This is a genomic window from Nocardia sp. NPDC051929, from assembly GCF_044548645.1.
Lineage (GTDB): Bacteria > Actinomycetota > Actinomycetes > Mycobacteriales > Mycobacteriaceae > Nocardia > Nocardia sichangensis.
In genome coordinates, this window is sequence record NZ_JBIUCG010000028.1 from 38,755 (window position 1) to 56,451 (window position 17,697).

General features: G+C 69.3%; 12 protein-coding genes. 7 read left to right on the forward strand and 5 right to left on the reverse strand.

All coding sequences use genetic code 11. The features are described from left to right. Positions 1-20: 20 nt before the first annotated feature. Complete coding sequence (locus ACIHAX_RS31945) at positions 21-485, forward strand: NUDIX domain-containing protein (protein ID WP_355078844.1); 465 nt, start codon at positions 21-23, stop codon at positions 483-485. A 62-nt stretch (positions 486-547) separates the two neighbouring features. Then, a complete protein-coding gene (locus tag ACIHAX_RS31950; protein ID WP_379249605.1) occupies positions 548-1,897 on the forward strand; it encodes an MFS transporter in 1,350 nt (449 codons plus the stop codon). Here ACIHAX_RS31950 and ACIHAX_RS31955 read toward each other — a convergent pair. Then, complete coding sequence (locus ACIHAX_RS31955; protein ID WP_355078843.1) at positions 1,890-2,360, reverse strand: hypothetical protein; 471 nt, start codon at positions 2,358-2,360, stop codon at positions 1,890-1,892. The genes ACIHAX_RS31950 and ACIHAX_RS31955 overlap by 8 nt on opposite strands. Positions 2,361-2,602: 242 nt before the next feature. On the opposite strand from ACIHAX_RS31955, the gene ACIHAX_RS31960 reads away from it, so the two are divergent. Further along, positions 2,603-4,288: a DUF4185 domain-containing protein gene (locus tag ACIHAX_RS31960; protein WP_355078842.1), complete on the forward strand. Its 1,686-nt coding sequence runs from the start codon at positions 2,603-2,605 to the stop codon at positions 4,286-4,288. Here the strand turns inward: ACIHAX_RS31960 and ACIHAX_RS31965 are convergent. The 3 genes from ACIHAX_RS31965 to ACIHAX_RS31975 are packed head-to-tail and all read right to left on the reverse strand — an operon-like array spanning position 4,258 to position 6,584. Then, the gene (locus tag ACIHAX_RS31965; protein WP_364434324.1) at positions 4,258-5,115 is read right to left on the reverse strand and encodes a biotin-dependent carboxyltransferase family protein; all 858 of its coding nucleotides are present in this window, start codon (positions 5,113-5,115) and stop codon (positions 4,258-4,260) included. The two genes, ACIHAX_RS31960 and ACIHAX_RS31965, sit on opposite strands and share 31 nt — an antisense overlap. Then, positions 5,112-5,819 (reverse strand): allophanate hydrolase subunit 1, encoded by a 708-nt coding sequence (locus ACIHAX_RS31970; RefSeq protein ID WP_364434327.1) that lies wholly within the window; start codon positions 5,817-5,819, stop codon positions 5,112-5,114. Before ACIHAX_RS31970 ends, ACIHAX_RS31965 begins: the two co-directional genes overlap by 4 nt. A gap of 9 nt (positions 5,820-5,828) precedes the next feature. Further along, positions 5,829-6,584 carry a 5-oxoprolinase subunit PxpA gene (locus ACIHAX_RS31975; RefSeq protein ID WP_364434330.1) on the reverse strand — a complete coding sequence of 252 codons (756 nt, stop codon included), beginning with the start codon at positions 6,582-6,584 and terminating at the stop codon, positions 5,829-5,831. Between the two features lie 139 nt (positions 6,585-6,723). On the opposite strand from ACIHAX_RS31975, the gene ACIHAX_RS31980 reads away from it, so the two are divergent. Then, entirely contained in the window at positions 6,724-7,539 is an 816-nt protein-coding gene (locus tag ACIHAX_RS31980; protein WP_364434333.1) for a hypothetical protein, read from the forward strand. A gap of 5 nt (positions 7,540-7,544) precedes the next feature. Here ACIHAX_RS31980 and ACIHAX_RS31985 read toward each other — a convergent pair whose 3' ends face one another. Then, positions 7,545-9,005, reverse strand: coding sequence for a CCA tRNA nucleotidyltransferase (locus ACIHAX_RS31985; RefSeq protein WP_397281362.1), 1,461 nt, complete (start codon positions 9,003-9,005; stop codon positions 7,545-7,547). Positions 9,006-9,889: 884 nt separating this feature from the next. Between ACIHAX_RS31985 and ACIHAX_RS31990 the strand changes: the two genes are divergently transcribed. From ACIHAX_RS31990 to ACIHAX_RS32000, 3 genes are all read left to right on the forward strand, one after another. After that, positions 9,890-10,426, forward strand: coding sequence for an NUDIX hydrolase (locus ACIHAX_RS31990; RefSeq protein ID WP_039803412.1), 537 nt, complete (start codon positions 9,890-9,892; stop codon positions 10,424-10,426). Beyond that, complete coding sequence (locus tag ACIHAX_RS31995; RefSeq protein WP_397281364.1) at positions 10,423-12,999, forward strand: DUF6049 family protein; 2,577 nt, start codon at positions 10,423-10,425, stop codon at positions 12,997-12,999. The genes ACIHAX_RS31990 and ACIHAX_RS31995 overlap by 4 nt, the downstream gene beginning before the upstream one ends. An 825-nt stretch (positions 13,000-13,824) precedes the next feature. Further along, entirely contained in the window at positions 13,825-17,691 is a 3,867-nt protein-coding gene (locus ACIHAX_RS32000) for a lipid II flippase MurJ (protein WP_397281366.1), read from the forward strand. The last annotated feature ends 6 nt before the right edge of the window (positions 17,692-17,697 follow it).

Consider the following 17,697-nt stretch of genomic DNA (forward strand, 5'->3'; position numbering starts at 1 on the left):
CGACAACCGGAGGTAGCGACGTGCTGGACCCCGATGACCTCGCCCTGATCGAACAGCAACTCCGCAGCGAAGCACACCGGGATGGCATCGCGCATTTCGTGGTCGGCGTCGCCGTGTTCCGCGAAGGCAGGCTTCTGGTGGTGCGCCGCGTCGCCGACGACTATCACGGCGGTATGTACGAACTGCCCGGCGGTGGCGTCGAAACCGGCGAGACATTCGCCGAGTGCGTCGAACGAGAATTGCTGGAGGAAACAGGGCTGCGGATGCGCGCGGTCCTCGACTTCCTCGGTGGATTCGATTACGCCACCCGTACCAAGTCGAAAGTGCGGAAATACAGCTTCGTCGTGGAGGCGGAACCCGGCGATGTCGCCCTCGCGCCGGGCGAGCACGACGCGTTCGCCTGGATCGACGCGGGCACGCTCGACGAGCTGCCGATGGCGCCGGACATGCGCGCGACGGTGAGCACGCTGGTCGACCGGGTCTGAGACGCTGTCGGCGCCGACGCGCGTGGTGCGGCGTGGTCGGCGAACACAGTACGCTCGCGAACGTGTCGACTGGTCACGCCGAAGGCCTCACTCCCGCAGAGCAACGGCCGGGTGGACTGCGCGCAACACTTCGGCAGAGCCCGGGCGTGTCGCGGCTGGCCGTGGTGCGTTTCGCAGGGCAATTCGGCGACGGGATGTTCCAGGCGGCCCTGTCCGGCGCGATTCTGTTCAACCCCGAACGGCAGACCGATCCGCTGGCCATCGCGGCGGGCTTCGCGGTGCTGCTGCTGCCGTATTCGCTGATCGGGCCGTACGCGGGCGCACTGCTGGATCGCTGGGACCGGCGCACCGTGCTGCTGGTCGCCAACGTGCTGCGCGCGGTGCTGATCGCGCTGGTCAGCGCAGGGCTGCTGGCCGGGGCCGGCGAGACGCCGCTGCTGTTGCTGGCTTTGGCGGTGGTGGGCGTCAGCCGATTCGTCCTCGCGGGCGTCTCGGCCGCGCTGCCGCGCGTACTGCCGCAGGCGTGGCTGGTGCCGATGAACTCGGTGCTGGCCACAGTGGCCTCCGGGTGCGCTGGTGCCGGTGCGGCCGTCGCGGTGGGTGTGATCGGACTGATCGGGGCGGGAGACTTCGCCTCGGCGGTCGCGGTGGCGATCAGCGGTATCGGGTCGCTGCTGGGCGCGGCGCTGGCGGCGGGGTTCCGGCCGCGCGTGCTCGGCCCGGCGCCCGGCGCGGCGAAGGGCGACAACACCGTGCACGCGATCGCTACCGGTCTGCGTACCGGGGCCACGGCGGTGTGGGAATCGAAAGCGGTCACGACGGCGATGCTGGGCATCGGCACCCACCGGATCGTCTTCGGCATGAATACGCTGATCATGGTGCTGGTGCTGCGCCAGACCCCGGTGGACGGCTCCGGGCTCAGTGGTGGCCTGGTCGGTTTCGGCGTCACGATCGCCGCCACCGCTGCGGGCATGCTGGTGGCCGCCGTCGTCGCGCCGCTGCTCATTCCGCGGCTGGGCCGCGCGCGCACCGTGGTGGCCGGTCTGATCACCGCGATGCTGGTGCAACTCACGCTGGTCACGCCGATCGCGTTCGCCGACTCGGGCGCCGCGGTGGAGCGTGCGCACGAACTCCTCTTGATCGGTGCGTTCCTGCTGGGACTCGCCGGGCAGACGATCAAGCTGACCGGTGACGCGACCATGCAGATAGACATCGACGACGCCCGCCGCGGCCAGGTGTTCGCGTTGCAGGACACGGTGTTCAATGTCGCGTTCGTGCTGGCGATCGTGATCGCGGCCCTGATCATTCCGAACGACGGCCGATCGGCGATCGTGGTGCTGGCCGGCGCCGCCATCTACGCCGCGGGGATCGTGGCCATCGCGCTGAACACGCGCCGCCGCGCGGTCAGCTGAGCAGCGGATCGTCGCCCGGGTCGCGCCGGTCGCGGTTCAGGTGTGCGAGGTGCTCGGGCAACGCGTCGTCCTCCGAACGATCGGCATCCCGCCGCGAATCCGATAGTCGTGCTTCGCCGAGCAGACGATCCGGCGCCTCCGTGTCCGTGCGCACGCTCCAGTCCAGCGGCTCGCTCGCCGTATCGCCGGGTAGGCCGGTGATCTGATGGTTCCACGTGCCGAGGCCTGTGGGATCGGTGAAGAAATGGTCGAGCACGCCGTCGTCGTCCAGATCCAGCGCGGCGATATCGGCGCGGCCCGAACCAGCCGAATCCCACAGCGCGTCATCGGCGATGCCGTCTCCGTCGAAGTCGAGCCGCACCGCGTCGGCCGCGCCCGTGTCGCCGAGTTCCAGGTCGGCCTCGCTCGTCCAGACGTGCACGACTCCGTCACCGGTGCCGAACACGTACTCGATCTCGTTCATATGTCCTTGGACGCACGCGGCCCGGCGCCGGTTCCATTGCGCGGGTCTTTTTCGATTCGCCGTCCCCGTTTCCAGCGGTTGTTCCGGTAAGTTGGCTCGTCAGCAGCCGACCGACAGGAGACAACACGACATGGGTTCTCCGGTGCACGACCCCGATGCGGTACGAGAACTGCTGAGCGCGTGGGAGGCTCGGTCCGCCACCGGACATCCGATCGCCTGACGAGCGCGGCCGGGCCGACCTGATGCGCGCATCCGGAAGCAAATCGCCTTGTGTACCCGCCTTGTTCGGCGCACTGCTCGCCGGCGTCCTCACCGTACCGACGCCCACCGCGCAGGCCGCACCGTTTCCGTGGGCGCCGCCGCCGGTCAACAGTTGCGGTGAAGTCGGTTTCGACCCGCTCAACCGCGAACCCGATCCCGCGCAGCCTCCGCCGCCACCGCTGCCGCCGCAGATCGACATTCCCGTCCCGATCCCGGAACTCACTCCGGTCCCCGTGCCCGACCCACCGCACGACAACACACGGATCGTCCCGGATCCGCTGCCGGAGAATCCGTGTGAAAACCCGTGCCCGGACATCAGGGACTACCCCGCACATCCCGAGCCCGATCCCGATCCCAGCCCGACGCCCGAGACGGGCACCGACGAGAAACCCGGCTCCTCCGGCTCGTCATCCGGATCCGGTTCGGGCAGCGGTTCCGGCTCCGGTTCGAACGATGACTCCGGTTCTTCCTCCGGTTCCGGGTCGCCGGTCAAACTGCCGCGCATCGAATTCAAGCCGGAGACCGAGCCGATTCCGGTCCCGGTTCCCGGAGGGCCCGGTGAGGAGCCACAGCCAGCTCCGCCACAGGTCGTACATCCGGCCGAACCCGGCCCGCTCGCGGCTCCGGTGGCCGCGCCGACGGTCGAGTCGGTCCAACTGGTCGGCCAGGTGACCGGACACGGCTCGGAGAACCGCACCGACATGCGCTGGCAGGTCGACGGCACCGATCTCGGCCTCATGTGGGAGACGACGCCCGGCGAGATCGCCGTGGTTTTCGGCGACACCTTCGGCAAAGGCTGGGGTGTCGGCGGCGCGGGCAACGACGACCAGGACTGGCGCAGCAACGTCATCGGTTTCAGCACCGACCGCGATCTGTCCGACGGCCTGACGCTGGACACCTTCGCGCAGGACAGCCGCTGCCACGCCGCTGAGATCCTGGGCAGCCGCAAGATCAAGAACTGGGAGACCACCACCATCCCGACCTCCGGGTTCGCCATCGGGAATCGGCAGTACCTCAGCTACATGTCGGTGAACAGATGGAGCCGCATACCGGGTCTGTGGTGGACCAACTACGGCGGCCTCGCCTATTCCGACGACCGCGGGCGCACCTGGAAGAAAGACCAGCACGCCAAGTGGGAGAACCTGTTCGGGCTCGGCAAGTTCCAGGTCGCGGCGATGGTGCCGCAGGGCGATTACGTCTACATGTTCGGCACACCCAACGGACGCATCGGCACGATCGCGCTGGCGCGTGTGCCGAAGCACCAGGTGCTGAACAAGTCCGCGTATCAGTATTGGGTGGGCGGCACCTGGGCGCCCGCCGCCGAGAACGAGGCCACCCCGTTGGTGCTCGGCATCGCCAGCGAGCTCTCGGTGCGCTACGACCGGAAGACCGAGCAGTGGCAGATGGTGTACCTGGATTCGGCCCGGGGCGCGATCGTGCTGCGTACCGCGGCGAGCCCGCAGGGTGCGTGGACGGACGCGATCCCGCTGGTGTCCACCGCCGACTACCCGAAGTCCTACGGCGGGTTCATCCATCCATGGTCGACCGGCGAGGACCTGTACTTCATGCTCTCGGCGTGGGACAGCTACAACGTGTACCTGATGCACGCCCGGCTCCAGCCGGGAGCGAACCGGGGTCAGCCCGCCCGCACGAACCGCACGGGTTGACCGGGCCGCGTCTGCGCGATGGCGTCGACGTCGGCGTCGACGACCACCGCGACCACCGGATACCCGCCGGTGACCGGGTGATCGGCCAGGAAGACGACCGGTTGTCCGCTCGGCGGCACCTGGATCGAGCCGAGCGCCATGCCTTCGGTCGGCAGTTCGCGAGTGACCTTCCTGGTCAGCGCCGGGCCGGTGCGACGTTCCAATCGAGCGCCGATCCGGTCGGTGTCGGGGGAGATCTCCCACTCGCCCGCGAACAAGGCCGTGGCGTCGGCGAACCAATCGTCGCGCGGACCGAGCACGGCGCGCACGGTGACGACGTCCGCGGGTAACTCGGCGACAGGGGCGAAGTCCACGACCGGGATCGTGTGCGGAGAAGATCCGACCGGGAGGCGATCACCTTTCCGCAGCGGTTCCGGCCCCAAACCAGACATGGTGTCGCGGCTACGGGAACCGAGCGTCTCCGGCACGTCGATGCCGCCGCGCACCGCGACATAGCTGCGGAGCCCGACCGACGTGTAGCCCAGCCGCAGCGCCTGTCCCGGTTCGAGTTCCAGCACGCTCGCGTGACCAACGGGCCTGCCGTCGACGGTAGCGGGGGCCGGAGCACCCGTCACCGCCAGCATGACGTGCTCCTCGGCGTGCAGCGCGAGGCCACCGAGCAGCACTTCGATCGCCGCATGCCCCTCCGGGTTGCCGACCAACCGATTGGCCAGTCGCAGCGACCCGCGATCCGCCGCCCCCGCGGGCCCGACACCGGAATCGAACCAGCCCGGCCGCCCGAGATCCTGGATGGTCGCCAGCGGACCGACCGCTTCGACGACGATCATCCGCCGTCCCTCGCGTCGAGGAATCGAACCGTGGCGCCCGCGCGGATCAACGCGGGCGGGTCGCGCTCGACATCCCACATCCTGAGGTCGGTGGTCCCGATCAGCTGCCACCCCCCGGGCGTGCTCCGCGGATACACCGCACTGTATCCACCGGCAAGGGCGACGGCGCCCGCCGGAATCGATGTACGCGCCTGCGCTCTGCGCGCGACGGACAACCGTCCGTCAGGCGATTCCAGGTAGCCGAAGCCCGGCGCGAATCCGACGAATGCACACCGCCACACCGTCCCGGTGTGCGCGGCGATCACTTCCGCGGTCGTGACGTCCAGCATCCTGGCCACTTCGTCGAGGTCGGCGCCGTCGTAGCGCACCGGAATCGACACCGGTTCGACGCGGAGAGCTTTGTCTGCCGATGTTCCACGGGAAACAGCGGCCGACCGCTCGGCGTTCAAGGTGACCAAGAGCGTGGTCAGCGACCGGTGCACCGCTTCCGCGGCGCGCGGTGAATCGAGCGTCAGAAGTACGGTTTCCGCGGCCGGAAGGAAGTCCTGCACGCCGGGTATCGGACGCTCCCGCAGCGCGGTGACGAGCTCCACCACCGTGTCTCGCCGAGGGGGAGTGATCAGCAACGCCCGATCACCCGCCGACCGGATCGCTTCCTCGGCCGCTTTCCGCTGCGCGTGCGTCACCGCGCCCGTCGTCTTCATCTCGCGGCCTCAGCCGAACGACTCCACCGGCACCCCGACTTCGTCCAGCGCGGTGCGGATGTGCCGGGCCATCTCCACCGCCGCGGGCGAATCGCCGTGCACGCAGATACTCGCGGCGTGCACCGCGACCTCGCCGGATCCGTCGGCAGTGCGCGTGGCTCCCGACTTGGCGATCGAGATCGCTTGAGCCACCGCGTCCTGCGGCCCCAATACCGCCCCCGGCGTGCCGCGCGGTGCCAGCGAGCCATCGGGGGTGTACGCGCGGTCGGCGAATCCTTCTCCGACGAAGCGCACCCCGGCAGCCTCCGCGGCCGACTCCAACTGCGTTCCGGCGGGGCCGAGCAGGGCCAGCCGCGGGTCGTACTCCGCCATCGCGGCCAGCACCGCATCGGCCAGCTTCCGATCGCGCGCGGCCGAGTGATAGAGGGCCCCATGCGGTTTCACGTAGCGCACCCGGTCTCCTGCGGCCTTCGCGAAAGCGTCGAGGCCGCCGATCTGATACAGCACCTCGTCGCGCAGCTCACCGGGCGCGACGGCGATCTCGCGCCGACCGAAACCGGCCAGATCGCGATAACCCACATGGGCGCCGATCCGCACTCCCTTCTCCACCGCGAGCCCACAGGTCCTGCGCATGATCGCGGGGTCACCCGCGTGGAATCCGCAGGCGATGTTCGCGCTGGTGACGATGTCGAGCATGGCGGCGTCGTCGCCCATCGTCCACGGCCCGAAGCCCTCGCCGAGATCACTGTTCAGATCCAGCGCCATGTGCGTCCTCCCAGCGGTGTGTGACCGGCCTTTCGATTCTCGTGCTCGAGCGTTCACCCAGGCAAGGACGGCCGATCCGCGCGACCTGGGTCACAGCGCACGAGTCCGGGGCCCCGGGCCAAGTACGCTCGATCCAATCATGGCCACGTATTTCGATCCGAAGTCCTGGTCGCCGCTTCGGGCCGTCGATCTCGGAAAGCGCCTGTTCGATCAGTCCTGGCTGGAGCAGTGGGTCACGCTCAGCACGGCCTGGATGGATCCGGTCGCCGACCTCGGCGCGGGCACCGTCACAGCGCTGCTGCCGGACGTGCTGATGACCATGCTCAGCGAGGGCATCCTGAGCCGGTTCGGCGGACAGGAGGTCAGCGCGACCCTGCTCGGTCACAACCTGCACGCCACCTTGCAAGTGCTGAAGGTGCGCCGTCGCGGCGCGCACTTCCAGACCAAGACCGTGCTGTCGCGGCTGCGCTGGGACGATCACCCGATCGAGTCCGTGACGGTGATCGCGCACGGCGTCCGCCTGATTCCGGGCGTGCCGACGAAGGTGCGCACCGCCCGGCTCGACCTCATCGGCACCGTCACCACGGCGGCGCTGGTCGGATGGCTCAACACCCAGCCGCTGGACTGGGACTTGGACGTGCACTCCGGCGGGCTGATCCGAGCAAGGCACCGCAGACGACTGGTCACCGCCCTGGTGGACGCGTCGGTCACGGACAACCGCCTGGACATCGCGGTACGGCGAGTGACCTGGCTCGGCTTCCGCGTTCCGCGTCGCATGATCGACGTCCCCGTTCTGCCACTGGAGCACCTGCCCGAGAACGCGCGGATCGTACGCGCCCAACGGGAAGGCGACCTGATCCGCTTCCGCGTCGAACTGCCGGAAATCGCCGGGTCCTTCGACCTCGCCCAGATGCGCTCGGCGATCCTGGCCGGCACCACCCTGATCGTCTTCTGACCTGCTCAGGCCTGCGTATTCCACCATTCGAGCAGCGCCGCCTCGGCTTCGTCCCGGCTGAGCGGGCCGTGGTCCAAGCGCAGTTCCTTCAGATGGCGCCAGGCCCGGCCCACCTCGGGGCCCGGGGGCAGGCCGAGCAGCTCCATGATCGCGTTGCCATCCAGGTCCGGGCGGACCTTGGCCAGATCCTCCTGCTCCCGCAACCGCTCGATCCGCGTTTCCAGTTCGTCGTAGGTGGCGCGCAGCGCGGCGGCCCTGCGCTTGTTGCGAGTGGTGCAGTCGGCCCGGACCAGCTTGTGCAGGCGGGGGAGCAGCTCGGCGGCGTCGGTGACGTAGCGACGGACCGCGGAGTCGGTCCACTGGCCCTTGCCGTAACCGTGGAAGCGCAGGTGCAGGAAGACCAGCCGGGCGACGTCCTCGGTGAACTGCTTCGGGTACTTCAGCGCGCGCAGCCGTTTGCGCACCATCTTCGCGCCGACCACCTCGTGGTGGTGGAAGCTGACGCCACCGCCCGGCTCGTTGCGCTTGGTGTCGGGCTTGCCGATGTCGTGCAGCAGCGCGGCCCAGCGCAGCACCAGGTCCGGGTCGCCCTCCTCCTGGTCGATGGCCTGTTCGAGCACGGTGAGCGAATGCCAGTAGACGTCCTTGTGCTGGTGGTGCTCGTCGATCTCCAGCTTCATCGCGGGCACCTCGGGAAGCACCCGCTGCGCCAGCCCGGTCTCACACATGACGTTGATGCCGTCGATCGGATGCGCCCCGCCGATCAGCTTGTCCAGCTCAACCCGCACCCGCTCGGCGGTGATGCGGTCGATCTGGCCGGCCATCTCGGTGATCGCGGCACGGACGCGGGGATGCGGCTCGAACCCCAGCTGGGAGACGAACCGCGCGGCGCGCAGCATCCGCAACGGATCATCGTTGAACGAATCCTCCGGCGCGGCAGGCGTGTCCAGCACGCCGTCGAGCAGCGCGGTCATGCCGTCGAGCGGATCGACGAACTCCAGCGCGCCGTCCGCGCCGATCTTCACCGCCATCGCGTTCACCGTGAAGTCGCGGCGGACCAGGTCTTCCTCGAGCGAGTCGCCGAAGGTCACCTCCGGGTTGCGGGATACCCGGTCATAGCTGTCGGCGCGGAACGTGGTGATCTCCAGTTGCTGCCGGTCCTTGGCCGCGCTGACCGTGCCGAACGCCAGGCCCCCGGTGTCCCACAGATGGTCCGCCCATCCGCGCAAGATGTCCTGTACCGCGTCCGGCCGCGCGTCGGTGGTGAAATCCAGGTCGGTCCCCAGCCTGCCGAGCACCGCGTCCCGCACGCTCCCACCCACCAGGTACAACTCGTGCCCCCGCGCCGCGAACATCTCGCCCAGCGGCGTCAGCACATCCGACAGCCCCCCGAGCGTCACCGCCGCGGCGGCCAGCAATCGGGTACGTCTATCCAGCACAGCGTCCTTGGACTTCGGCGCAACCACGAATGAGCAGCTTACCGAGCCGCGCCAACGGTTATCGCAGCCAAGTCCGCCGCGGCAGCCCAGATATATAAGGACACCGACATCAACCCAGCCAGCGGCGCCCGCACACCCGTCAGCCACTCACCGAATCCGCTCCGTGCACCGAACCAGTTCGAGCCGAGACGCCGGTACCTCCAAGCCACAGGCCTGCGGTGACCGCCGATCGCTCGGAGGCGCGTGCACCGAACCACGAAGGTCCGGGCAGAACGAAGCCCGGCATCCGCCTGCGGCGGAGCGACCCGAACAACCACGAACGCACACATCGACCAGCCAACACATCCACGACGCATCACCAGCGCCAATCGACATGCGCCCAGCACTACACACCGAGGTCCGGATACTTATCAGCGCCCCGGCGCACCTCGACCACGACCTTCGAGCGAAGCGAGACCGAGCATCCGTCGTTCGCGGCCCGGCTCCCGCCCCGGTGACCGCCTCGAAGTCGCCAGCGGCCGTCAACCGCACGAAGGCCGCGGACACACGGCTCGAAGTCGCGGCCGAACAAATACCGTCCTGAACCGAGCATCCGCCGATCACCGCCCGTGCCGCACAGAACGACCGTCAAAACCACGTCGAACCACACCCTGCCGACCGATCCGACACCCGGCCGCCCCACTCGCCCACACCCGGTCCGCGCTCCGGCACCTACGCGCCCAGCGCACCCTGACCACGACTTTCGAGCGAAGCGAGACCGAGCATCCGTCGTTCGCGGCCCGGCTCGCGTTTGCGCGGCCGCCGCGTACGCGACGAAGGAGCAAGCGGCGGTCGCGCAAACGCGAGCCCCAAAGGGGCCGCGAACACGCCGCGCCGAAGTCGTGGCAAATTCAACACAGTAGGATTGCCAGGTGTCTCCGGCCGATCGCGCGAACAGTCGACGCCGCCAGCCTCGGCGCCGCGGTTCGGCCGCCAACGCCGCGAAGCCGCGGATGCGCACGGTGCGGGAGACTTCCGCAGGTGGACTGGTCGTCGACGGCCTGGACGGTCCACGGGAAGCGCGAAGCGCGGCCCTCATCGGACGCACCGATCGCCGCGGGCGGTTACTGTGGTCGCTGCCCAAAGGACATATCGAAGAAGGTGAGACCGCCGAGCAGACCGCGATCCGCGAGGTCGCCGAGGAGACCGGCATCAACGGTGTCGTGGTCGCCGAACTCGGCAGCATCGATTACTGGTTCGTGACCGACGGTCGGCGGGTACACAAAACGGTGCATCATTATCTGCTGCGTTCGGTCGGTGGCGAACTGTCCGACGCCGACGTGGAAGTGACCCAGGTCGCCTGGGTTCCGTTGAGTGAACTGGATTCTCGGTTGGCCTACGCCGATGAGCGGCGGCTGGCGGAGATGGCGAACAAGCTGATCGACCGGATGGAGACCGGCAAGCGATGACGCGTGGACTGTTCCGGATCTTCGTGGCGGTCCTGACCATCCTCGGCCCCGTGACGACGCTGCCCCTGCTCGATTCCGCGGCGGCGGGAGCGCAACCGACCGGGTCCGGAACCTCGACGAATCCCAAATTCCTGAAGCTGTCCCTCGATTCGGTGACGCCGACCACAGTGACCGCGGGCAGCGATTCGGTGCTCACGGTCGCGGGCACGGTCACCAATATCGGCGACCGTGTGGTGGACGACGTCAGCATCCGTGTCCAGCGGGCGGCGGCGATCACCACGCCGGTCGGGTTGCGCGCCACTTTGCGCCTCGATGAGGTCAACTACGACGTGAACGGCGACTTCGAAGATGTCGCGCAGCGGCTGAACCCGGGGCAGCGCAAACAGTTCACGCTGAGCATCCCGTTGCGTTCCGAGACCGGCGCCACGTCGCTGCGGATCACGGAGCCGGGCGTCTACCCGCTGCTGCTGAACGTCAACGGCGAACCCGCTTACGGCACGCAGGCCAGGCTCGACGACGCGCGATTCCTGCTCCCGGTGCTCGGCGTGCCGCCCGCCGTGAGCGATGGAGCCCCGTCGGTATCGGCGCCCACCGACGCTCCGGTGGCGACCACGCTGCTGTGGCCGCTGGCCGACCGGCCGCGGCAGGTCGGGGGTCGTCCGGGCAGCGTGGACGGCAAGGTCGAGCTCACCGACGACGAATTGGCCGCCTCACTCGGCAAGGGCGGCCGTCTCGATCAACTGCTGGCCGCGCTGGAAGGGACATTGAACCCGAGCGTGGGTCGCAGCACCGATCTGGCCTCGGCCGTGTGCCTCGCCATCGACCCAGACCTGCTGCTCACGGTGCGCGCGATGACCAAGGGTTACCGCGTGCTGGCCAGTCCGTCCGATCCCGACGGCGCGACCAGAGCGGGTGCGGGCGCTGAACAGGCCCAGACCTGGCTGGACCGGCTGCGCGCCATGGCGGGGTCGATGTGCACCGTGGCACTGCCGTTCGCGCAGGTCGATCTCACCGCGCTGGCCGCGGTCAACGATCCGGCACTGTCCGCGCGCGCGATCAACGAACCGGCCGAGATCATCGACTCGATCCTGTCGACCCGGTCGGTGCGCGGGGTCAGCCTGCCGGATTCCGGCAGCATCGATGACGGCGCGGGGGCCCTGTTGCGCAGTCACGGTTTCGGTACCGCCGTGCTCGCGTCGACGGCGGCCGTTCCGCAGGGAAGCGTGGACTGGGCGCAGTCGAGCAGTGAGAGCGGCCGATCCGCATCCGGTGGGAACGAGGTTGTCTCCACCGCCGACCCGGCGATTCCGGAAGCGGTACGCCTGCCCGATATCACCGCGAGCCAGCCGACAGCACCGGCGCCCGCACCGCAGGTCACGGGCAATACGGTGCCCACCGTGAGTGCACCCGCGCCCGCCGCCGATCCCGCGCTGCACGCGGTGACGTTCGACATCTGGTCCGCGACCGCGCTCGCCGCGGTGGGTTCGAACCCGCCGACCCCGCCGTTCACCCCGTCCCGGGTCCGCTACGACGTGACCAACGACTCACGAGCGGCGCGCTTGCAGGACGCTCTCGGAGCGATTTCGTGGAAGGCGCTGCACCCGGAGGCGAACCCGTCGCGCTCGCTGTTGCTCGTTCCGCCGCAGCAATGGGGTGCGAACCGGGACGAGGCGACCGCACTGCTGCGCCAAGTCGACCAGCTGCTGCGCGGCAACCTCGCCACCGCGCGTCCGTTCCACGATCTGGTGACGCTGCCGCCGGACCCGCGGCCCTACGAGCTGGACTATCTGCCGCAGGCGGCGCAGGACGCGGTGCCGGACCGATTCCTGCCGCCGGTACGCGAGCAGAGTCGCCGGATCACCGAGATGATGCGCGCGTTGGTGGACGTGCCGGAGGCCGAGCCGACGCCGCACGACTTCCTGACGCCGCTGCGCGACGACCTGCTGCGCGTACTGAGCCTCTCGGATCGGCGCGCGGGCGATGCCGCACCGCCGGACACCTTCGCCCAGCGGCGGCTGGACCAGAACACCCGGACGATGGACAAGCTCTATCGCTCGGTGACCGTGCTGCCGCCGGGCGGTGTGTACACGCTCGCGTCCGAGCAGAGCCCCTTGTTGCTGGTCGCGCGCAACGATCTGCCGGTGGCCATCCGGGTCAGGTTCCGGATCGAGGCGCCTGCCGAGACGAAGATCACCGACCCCGGCGAGCAGCAACTCCCGGCCAACGGGTCCAGGTCCTTCCAGATCCCGACGGAGGTCAGCGACAGCCGCAACCTCGTCATTCCGATCTCGCTCACCACGCCGGAGGGCGTCGCGCTCGGCAATCCCACGCAGGTCTCGGTGCGTTCGAACGCCTACGGCAAGGCCTTGGCGATAATTACGGGATGCGCCGCACTCCTGCTGCTCCTGCTGGCCGGTCGCCGTTTGTGGCGCCGGTTCCGCGGGCAGCCCGATCCGGCCGACGAGGGATTCGATCCGAGTACCAGGCGCCGGGTCAACCGGTACCGGCGCGCGCGCTCGCGTGTGCTGCGGGCGCAGGAAAAAGAGCAGGAGCACCTCCAGGAGACGCGGTGACGGATCCCGCTCCGACGGGGCCACGTAAACCGCTGCTACCTGCGCCGATGTGGGGTACCGCAGTGTCATGTGGCACGGTGGAGGACAATCACAGTGTTGCCGAGCCGGTCCGATCCGGACGGGGACCACGGACAGAATGTTCGCTGAACACGGCGAACCATTGCGGCGAGCCGCGGCTCACCGCACCGATGGGGGTGCGGAATCCCGGCTGGTACAGGAGGCATGATGAGCGACGATGACATATCGGCTCATCGCCCTCGACCAAGCGACCGGCTCGACGGGCCACCGGTGCGGCGAGCCCCGGTCGCGCCGTGGGAGCGGAGCCCCGCTCCAGCCGATGCCGAGCACCAGGGTTTGAACGGCGGTCCGTACAACGACGGCCAGGCGCCGAGAGTGCCGCAGGTCAGCCGTCCTTCGGCCGCACCGCAGCCGCGCCCTGGTCAGCACATGCCGCCGCCACCGCCCGCCGGACAACCGAGGCCGCCGGTGCCGCCACCGCCGCGACCCGGCCCCGTACCGAACCAACGCCAATATCCGGCTCCGCCACCGGCGGCCGGTCCTGGCCAGCCCCGCCCCGTTCCGCCTGGACCCAATCGCCAGGTGCCTGCGCCCTCCGGCCCGCCTGGCAATGTCCGGCAGACGCCGCCGCCCCCCGGACCACGTGGGCCGCAGTCCGGCGCCATTCCGGCCGCACCGCGTTCCCCGCAGTCCGGCGGGATCCCGACCACGCCGCGTCCACCTCGTTCCGGCGCCATACCCGCGGTGCCACGGCCTCCGCAGTCCGGTCCGATCCCGGCCGCGCCGCGCCCACCCCGTTCCGGGCCGATGCCTGCGATCACGCCGGAATCCGATCGGGTGCCGCCGCCGCGCTACGCCCCGCCGCAGCCGCAGCAGTTCCCACCGCCGCGTCAGCGGCCGGCCGCCCCGGTACGGCATGAACCCGCGGAACCGGATCGCCCACGGACCAGGGAGTGGCCCGCCGCCACCGGCACCGCGGAGCCACCGAAGGCCGACGAGCCGAAGCAGAGTGCGAATTCCCGGCTGCTCAGCGACTCCGGATCGATCGCGTTCGCGACACTGATCAGCAGGATCACGGGGTTCGGCAAGCAACTGCTGCTGCTGACCGTGCTCGGCCCGGCCATCGCAAGCGCGTTCACCGTCGCCAGCCAGATTCCGAACATGATCGCGGAGTTGGTGCTCGGCGCGGTGCTCACCGCGATCGTGGTGCCCACGCTGGTGCGCGCGGAGCAGGAGGATCCCGATCGCGGAGAGGCGTTCGTCCGGCGCCTGGTGACCGCGGCGTTCGTGGTCTTGGCCACTGCCGCGCTGCTGGCGACGGCCGCTGCGCCGGTGCTGACCACACACGTCTTCCTGTCCGACGACGGCAAGGTCAACACGGCGCTGACCACGGCGCTGTCTTTCCTGTTGCTGCCCGCGATCCTGTTCTACGGCATGTCGGCGCTGCTCACGGCGATACTGAACACCCGGCAGATGTTCAAGCCCGGCGCCTGGGCGCCGGTACTGAACAACCTGGTGGTGCTCACCGTCCTCGGGCTGTACGTCCTGATGCCGGGGGAGATCACGCTGGATCCGGTCCGCATGAGCGACCCGAAGCTGCTGGTGCTCGGCGTCGGCGTCACGGTCGGCGTTGTGGTGCAGGCCGTCAGCCTCCTTCCGGCGATCCGTAGGGCGGGCATCGACCTGCGCCCGCTGTGGGGCATCGATGATCGCCTCAAGCAGTTCGGCGGCATGGGCGCGGCGATCATCCTGTACGTGCTCATCAGCCAGGCGGGCTTCGTCTTCGCCACCCGGATCTCATCGCATGCCGACGCGGCAGGCCCGGCGATCTACAACAACGCGTGGCTGCTGCTGCAACTGCCGTACGGCGTCCTCGGTGTCACGGTGCTGACCGCGATCATGCCCCGGCTGAGCCGCAACGCCGCCGCCGACGACACGCCCGCGGTGGTCGACGATCTCTCCGCGGCCACCCGGTTGACCATGATCGCTCTGGTACCCGTGGTCACCTTCCTGACGTTGGCCGGTCCGCAGGTCGGACAAGCCCTCTATGGCTACGGCAACTTCGGATCGGACGCCGAACGTCTCGGTCTCGCGGTCAGCTGGTCGGCGTTCGCACTGATCCCGTACTCGCTGGTGCTGATCCACTTGCGCGTGTTCTACGCCAGGGAGCAGGCGTGGATTCCCACTTGGATCATCCTCGGCATCACCGCCGCCAAGATCGTCTTCTCCGCCCTGGCTCCGGTGGTCACCGACTCCGAGCACGTGGTTATCGCGCTCGGTGTCGCGAACGGCCTCGGCTTCACGGTCGGCGCGGTGGTGGGTGGTTTCCTACTGCACCGCAGTCTGGGCGACCTCCGAATGGCCAATGTGGGCCGAACAGTGACCCGTGTCGTACTTGCGTCACTCGCGGGCGGCGCGGTGATGTGGATCGTGGACCGGGTACTCGGCTTGGATCGGCTGACCGAGTCCTTCGGCGGCCCCGGTTCGCTGATCCGGGTGGCGATCACCGCGATCGTGATGTTCGCGGTGGCCTTCGGCTTGATGCGACTCGCCGGTATTCCGGAGATCGTCGCCATCACCGTGGCCGTCTCGCGGCGCCTCGGCTGGACACCGCCCGCGCCGGAACTCGACCTGGAGAGCCCGGTCGAAGATCCCTACGTCACGCAGGTGCTCCGCAGGCCTGATCCCTACTTGGCATACCCGAGGTTCGATCCGTACATGGACGCCCAGACCATGGTGCTTCCTGTGATCCGACCCGATGCCGTTGACCGCACCGGCAAGGGTGAGTTCCCGTACCCTGTTCGGCAGAGAAGCACAAGTGGCGAATTCGCCGGAACCTCGACATACCAGGGCGAAGGAGGACCGAGGGTGAGCGACGACGCGGTGGGCGGCGTCCCAGCCGCCGATTCTTCTGCGACCACGCCCGGCGGACTGTCCACCGATGTACCGCCGACCGCGGGGGAGCCGTTGGATCCCGCGTACGCGAACAACGGGCCGGGCACGGCCGGACCGGAGCAGGACGCGGCGAGACCGCAGGAGAACCAGCCGCCGCCGCGGGATCCGATGTACGACACCGGGATGATCCCCGTCGGCTCGCCGGAGATGCCGCCGATGGGTGGCGAGAACCTGGGCGCCCGGCGAATCCCGCGCGGCCCCAAGTTGATTCCGGGCGCGTCGGTGGCGGGCGGGCGTTACCGCCTGCTGGCAAGTCACGGCGGCGCCCGCGGCCTGAAGTTCTGGCAGGCGCTGGACATCAAACTCGATCGCGAGGTCGCGCTGACCTTCGTCGACGCCGACCAGAAAGCGACGGAGAACTCCGGGCAGGACGGTCCCCAGGCGATCCTGTCCCGGACGCTGCGCCTCGGCCGGATCAACTCGCCCGGCCTCGCCCGCGTACTCGACGTCGTGCGCGGCAGTTCCGGCGGCATCGTGGTGGCGGAATGGACGCCGGGTCGTTCGCTGCGCGAAATGGCCGAGACGGTGCCGTCACCGATCGGCGCGGCGCGGGCCATCCGCGCCCTCGCCTCGGCGGCCGAGCTGGCGCACCGTGGCGGCGGGTCGCTGTCCATCGACCATCCCGACCGGGTGCGCATCAGCGCGTCCGGTGACGCGGTGCTCGCCTTCCCCGGCACGCTGTCGGACTCCGACGCGCAGTCCGACGTCCGCGGTCTCGGTGCGATGCTCTACTCCCTGATCACCGCCCGTTGGCCGATCCGCTCCGGCGGTGTCACGGGCACCGCCGCGACCGTCGGCGGGCTGCGGCTGGCCGATTTCGGACCAGACGGCACGCCGGTGGAACCGCGCCAGATCCGTCCCGAAGTGCCGTTCGAGATCTCCGCGGTCGCCGTGCGCTCGCTGGAGTCGAACAAGGGCGTGCGTACGGCGGCGACGGTCCAGCACGTGCTGGAGCAGGCGTCGGTGGTCGATCAGAAGACCGACTTCATCCCGGTGCTGCGGCTTGGCCAGCGCGCTCCCGCGAACATGGACGACTCGCTCGCCGATCCGGAACTGCTCGCGGCCGAACGCGAACGCTCGCAACGCATGATGTGGATCATGGTCGGCCTCGGCATCCTCGCCGCGCTGGTGGTCGGCGTGGTGATCTGGTGGATGGTAAGCGTGTTCGCGCCGAGCGCTTCCGACGCGCCGCTGAACGAACAGCGCAATATCGGCCTGACGACGAACAACCAACCGGTGCCGACGCCCGCCGCCGCGGGCCCCGGCCTCACCTCGACCGGTGCGCCGGTTCCGGTGACCGGCGTGTCGGTGTTCTCGCCGGAGGGCACCGCCGACGGCGTCGCCAACGTCCACGCGGTGCTGGACAACGATCCGGGCACCCAGTGGCGCACCGATCAGTACTTCCAGCAGTTCCCGGCGCTCAAGAAGGGGGTCGGTCTGCTCGCCACGCTGCCGGCCCCCGCGAAGCTCACGAACGTCTCGATCAACTCGCCCAGCGCGGGCACATCGGTGGAGATCCGCACGTCGCCCACCGGATCGCCGACGCTGGATCAGACCCAGCTGATCGGTTCCGCCCGGCTGGACGGCGGCGTCACCGATATCCCGGTGCGCGCCGACCAGGCCGCCCGCTACGTGCTCGTCTGGATCACCGGACTGGGGAATTCCGGAGGACAGTTCCAGACCGCCATCGCCGACATCCGTTTCGACGCCGCGCCGTAGCCCGGC

Bases quoted from the DNA above. Each gene is read 5' to 3' on its own strand.
- ACIHAX_RS31970 (WP_364434327.1), bottom strand. From the start codon at position 5,819: ATGAAGACGACGGGCGCGGTGACGCACGCGCAGCGGAAAGCGGCCGAG.
- ACIHAX_RS31980 (WP_364434333.1), top strand. From the start codon at position 6,724: ATGGCCACGTATTTCGATCCGAAGTCCTGGTCGCCGCTTCGGGCCGTC.
- ACIHAX_RS31995 (WP_397281364.1), top strand. From the start codon at position 10,423: ATGACGCGTGGACTGTTCCGGATCTTCGTGGCGGTCCTGACCATCCTC.
- ACIHAX_RS31965 (WP_364434324.1), bottom strand. From the start codon at position 5,115: ATGATCGTCGTCGAAGCGGTCGGTCCGCTGGCGACCATCCAGGATCTC.
- ACIHAX_RS31955 (WP_355078843.1), bottom strand. From the start codon at position 2,360: ATGAACGAGATCGAGTACGTGTTCGGCACCGGTGACGGAGTCGTGCAC.
- ACIHAX_RS32000 (WP_397281366.1), top strand. From the start codon at position 13,825: ATGCCTGCGATCACGCCGGAATCCGATCGGGTGCCGCCGCCGCGCTAC.
- ACIHAX_RS31960 (WP_355078842.1), top strand. From the start codon at position 2,603: ATGCGCGCATCCGGAAGCAAATCGCCTTGTGTACCCGCCTTGTTCGGC.
- ACIHAX_RS31975 (WP_364434330.1), bottom strand. From the start codon at position 6,584: ATGGCGCTGGATCTGAACAGTGATCTCGGCGAGGGCTTCGGGCCGTGG.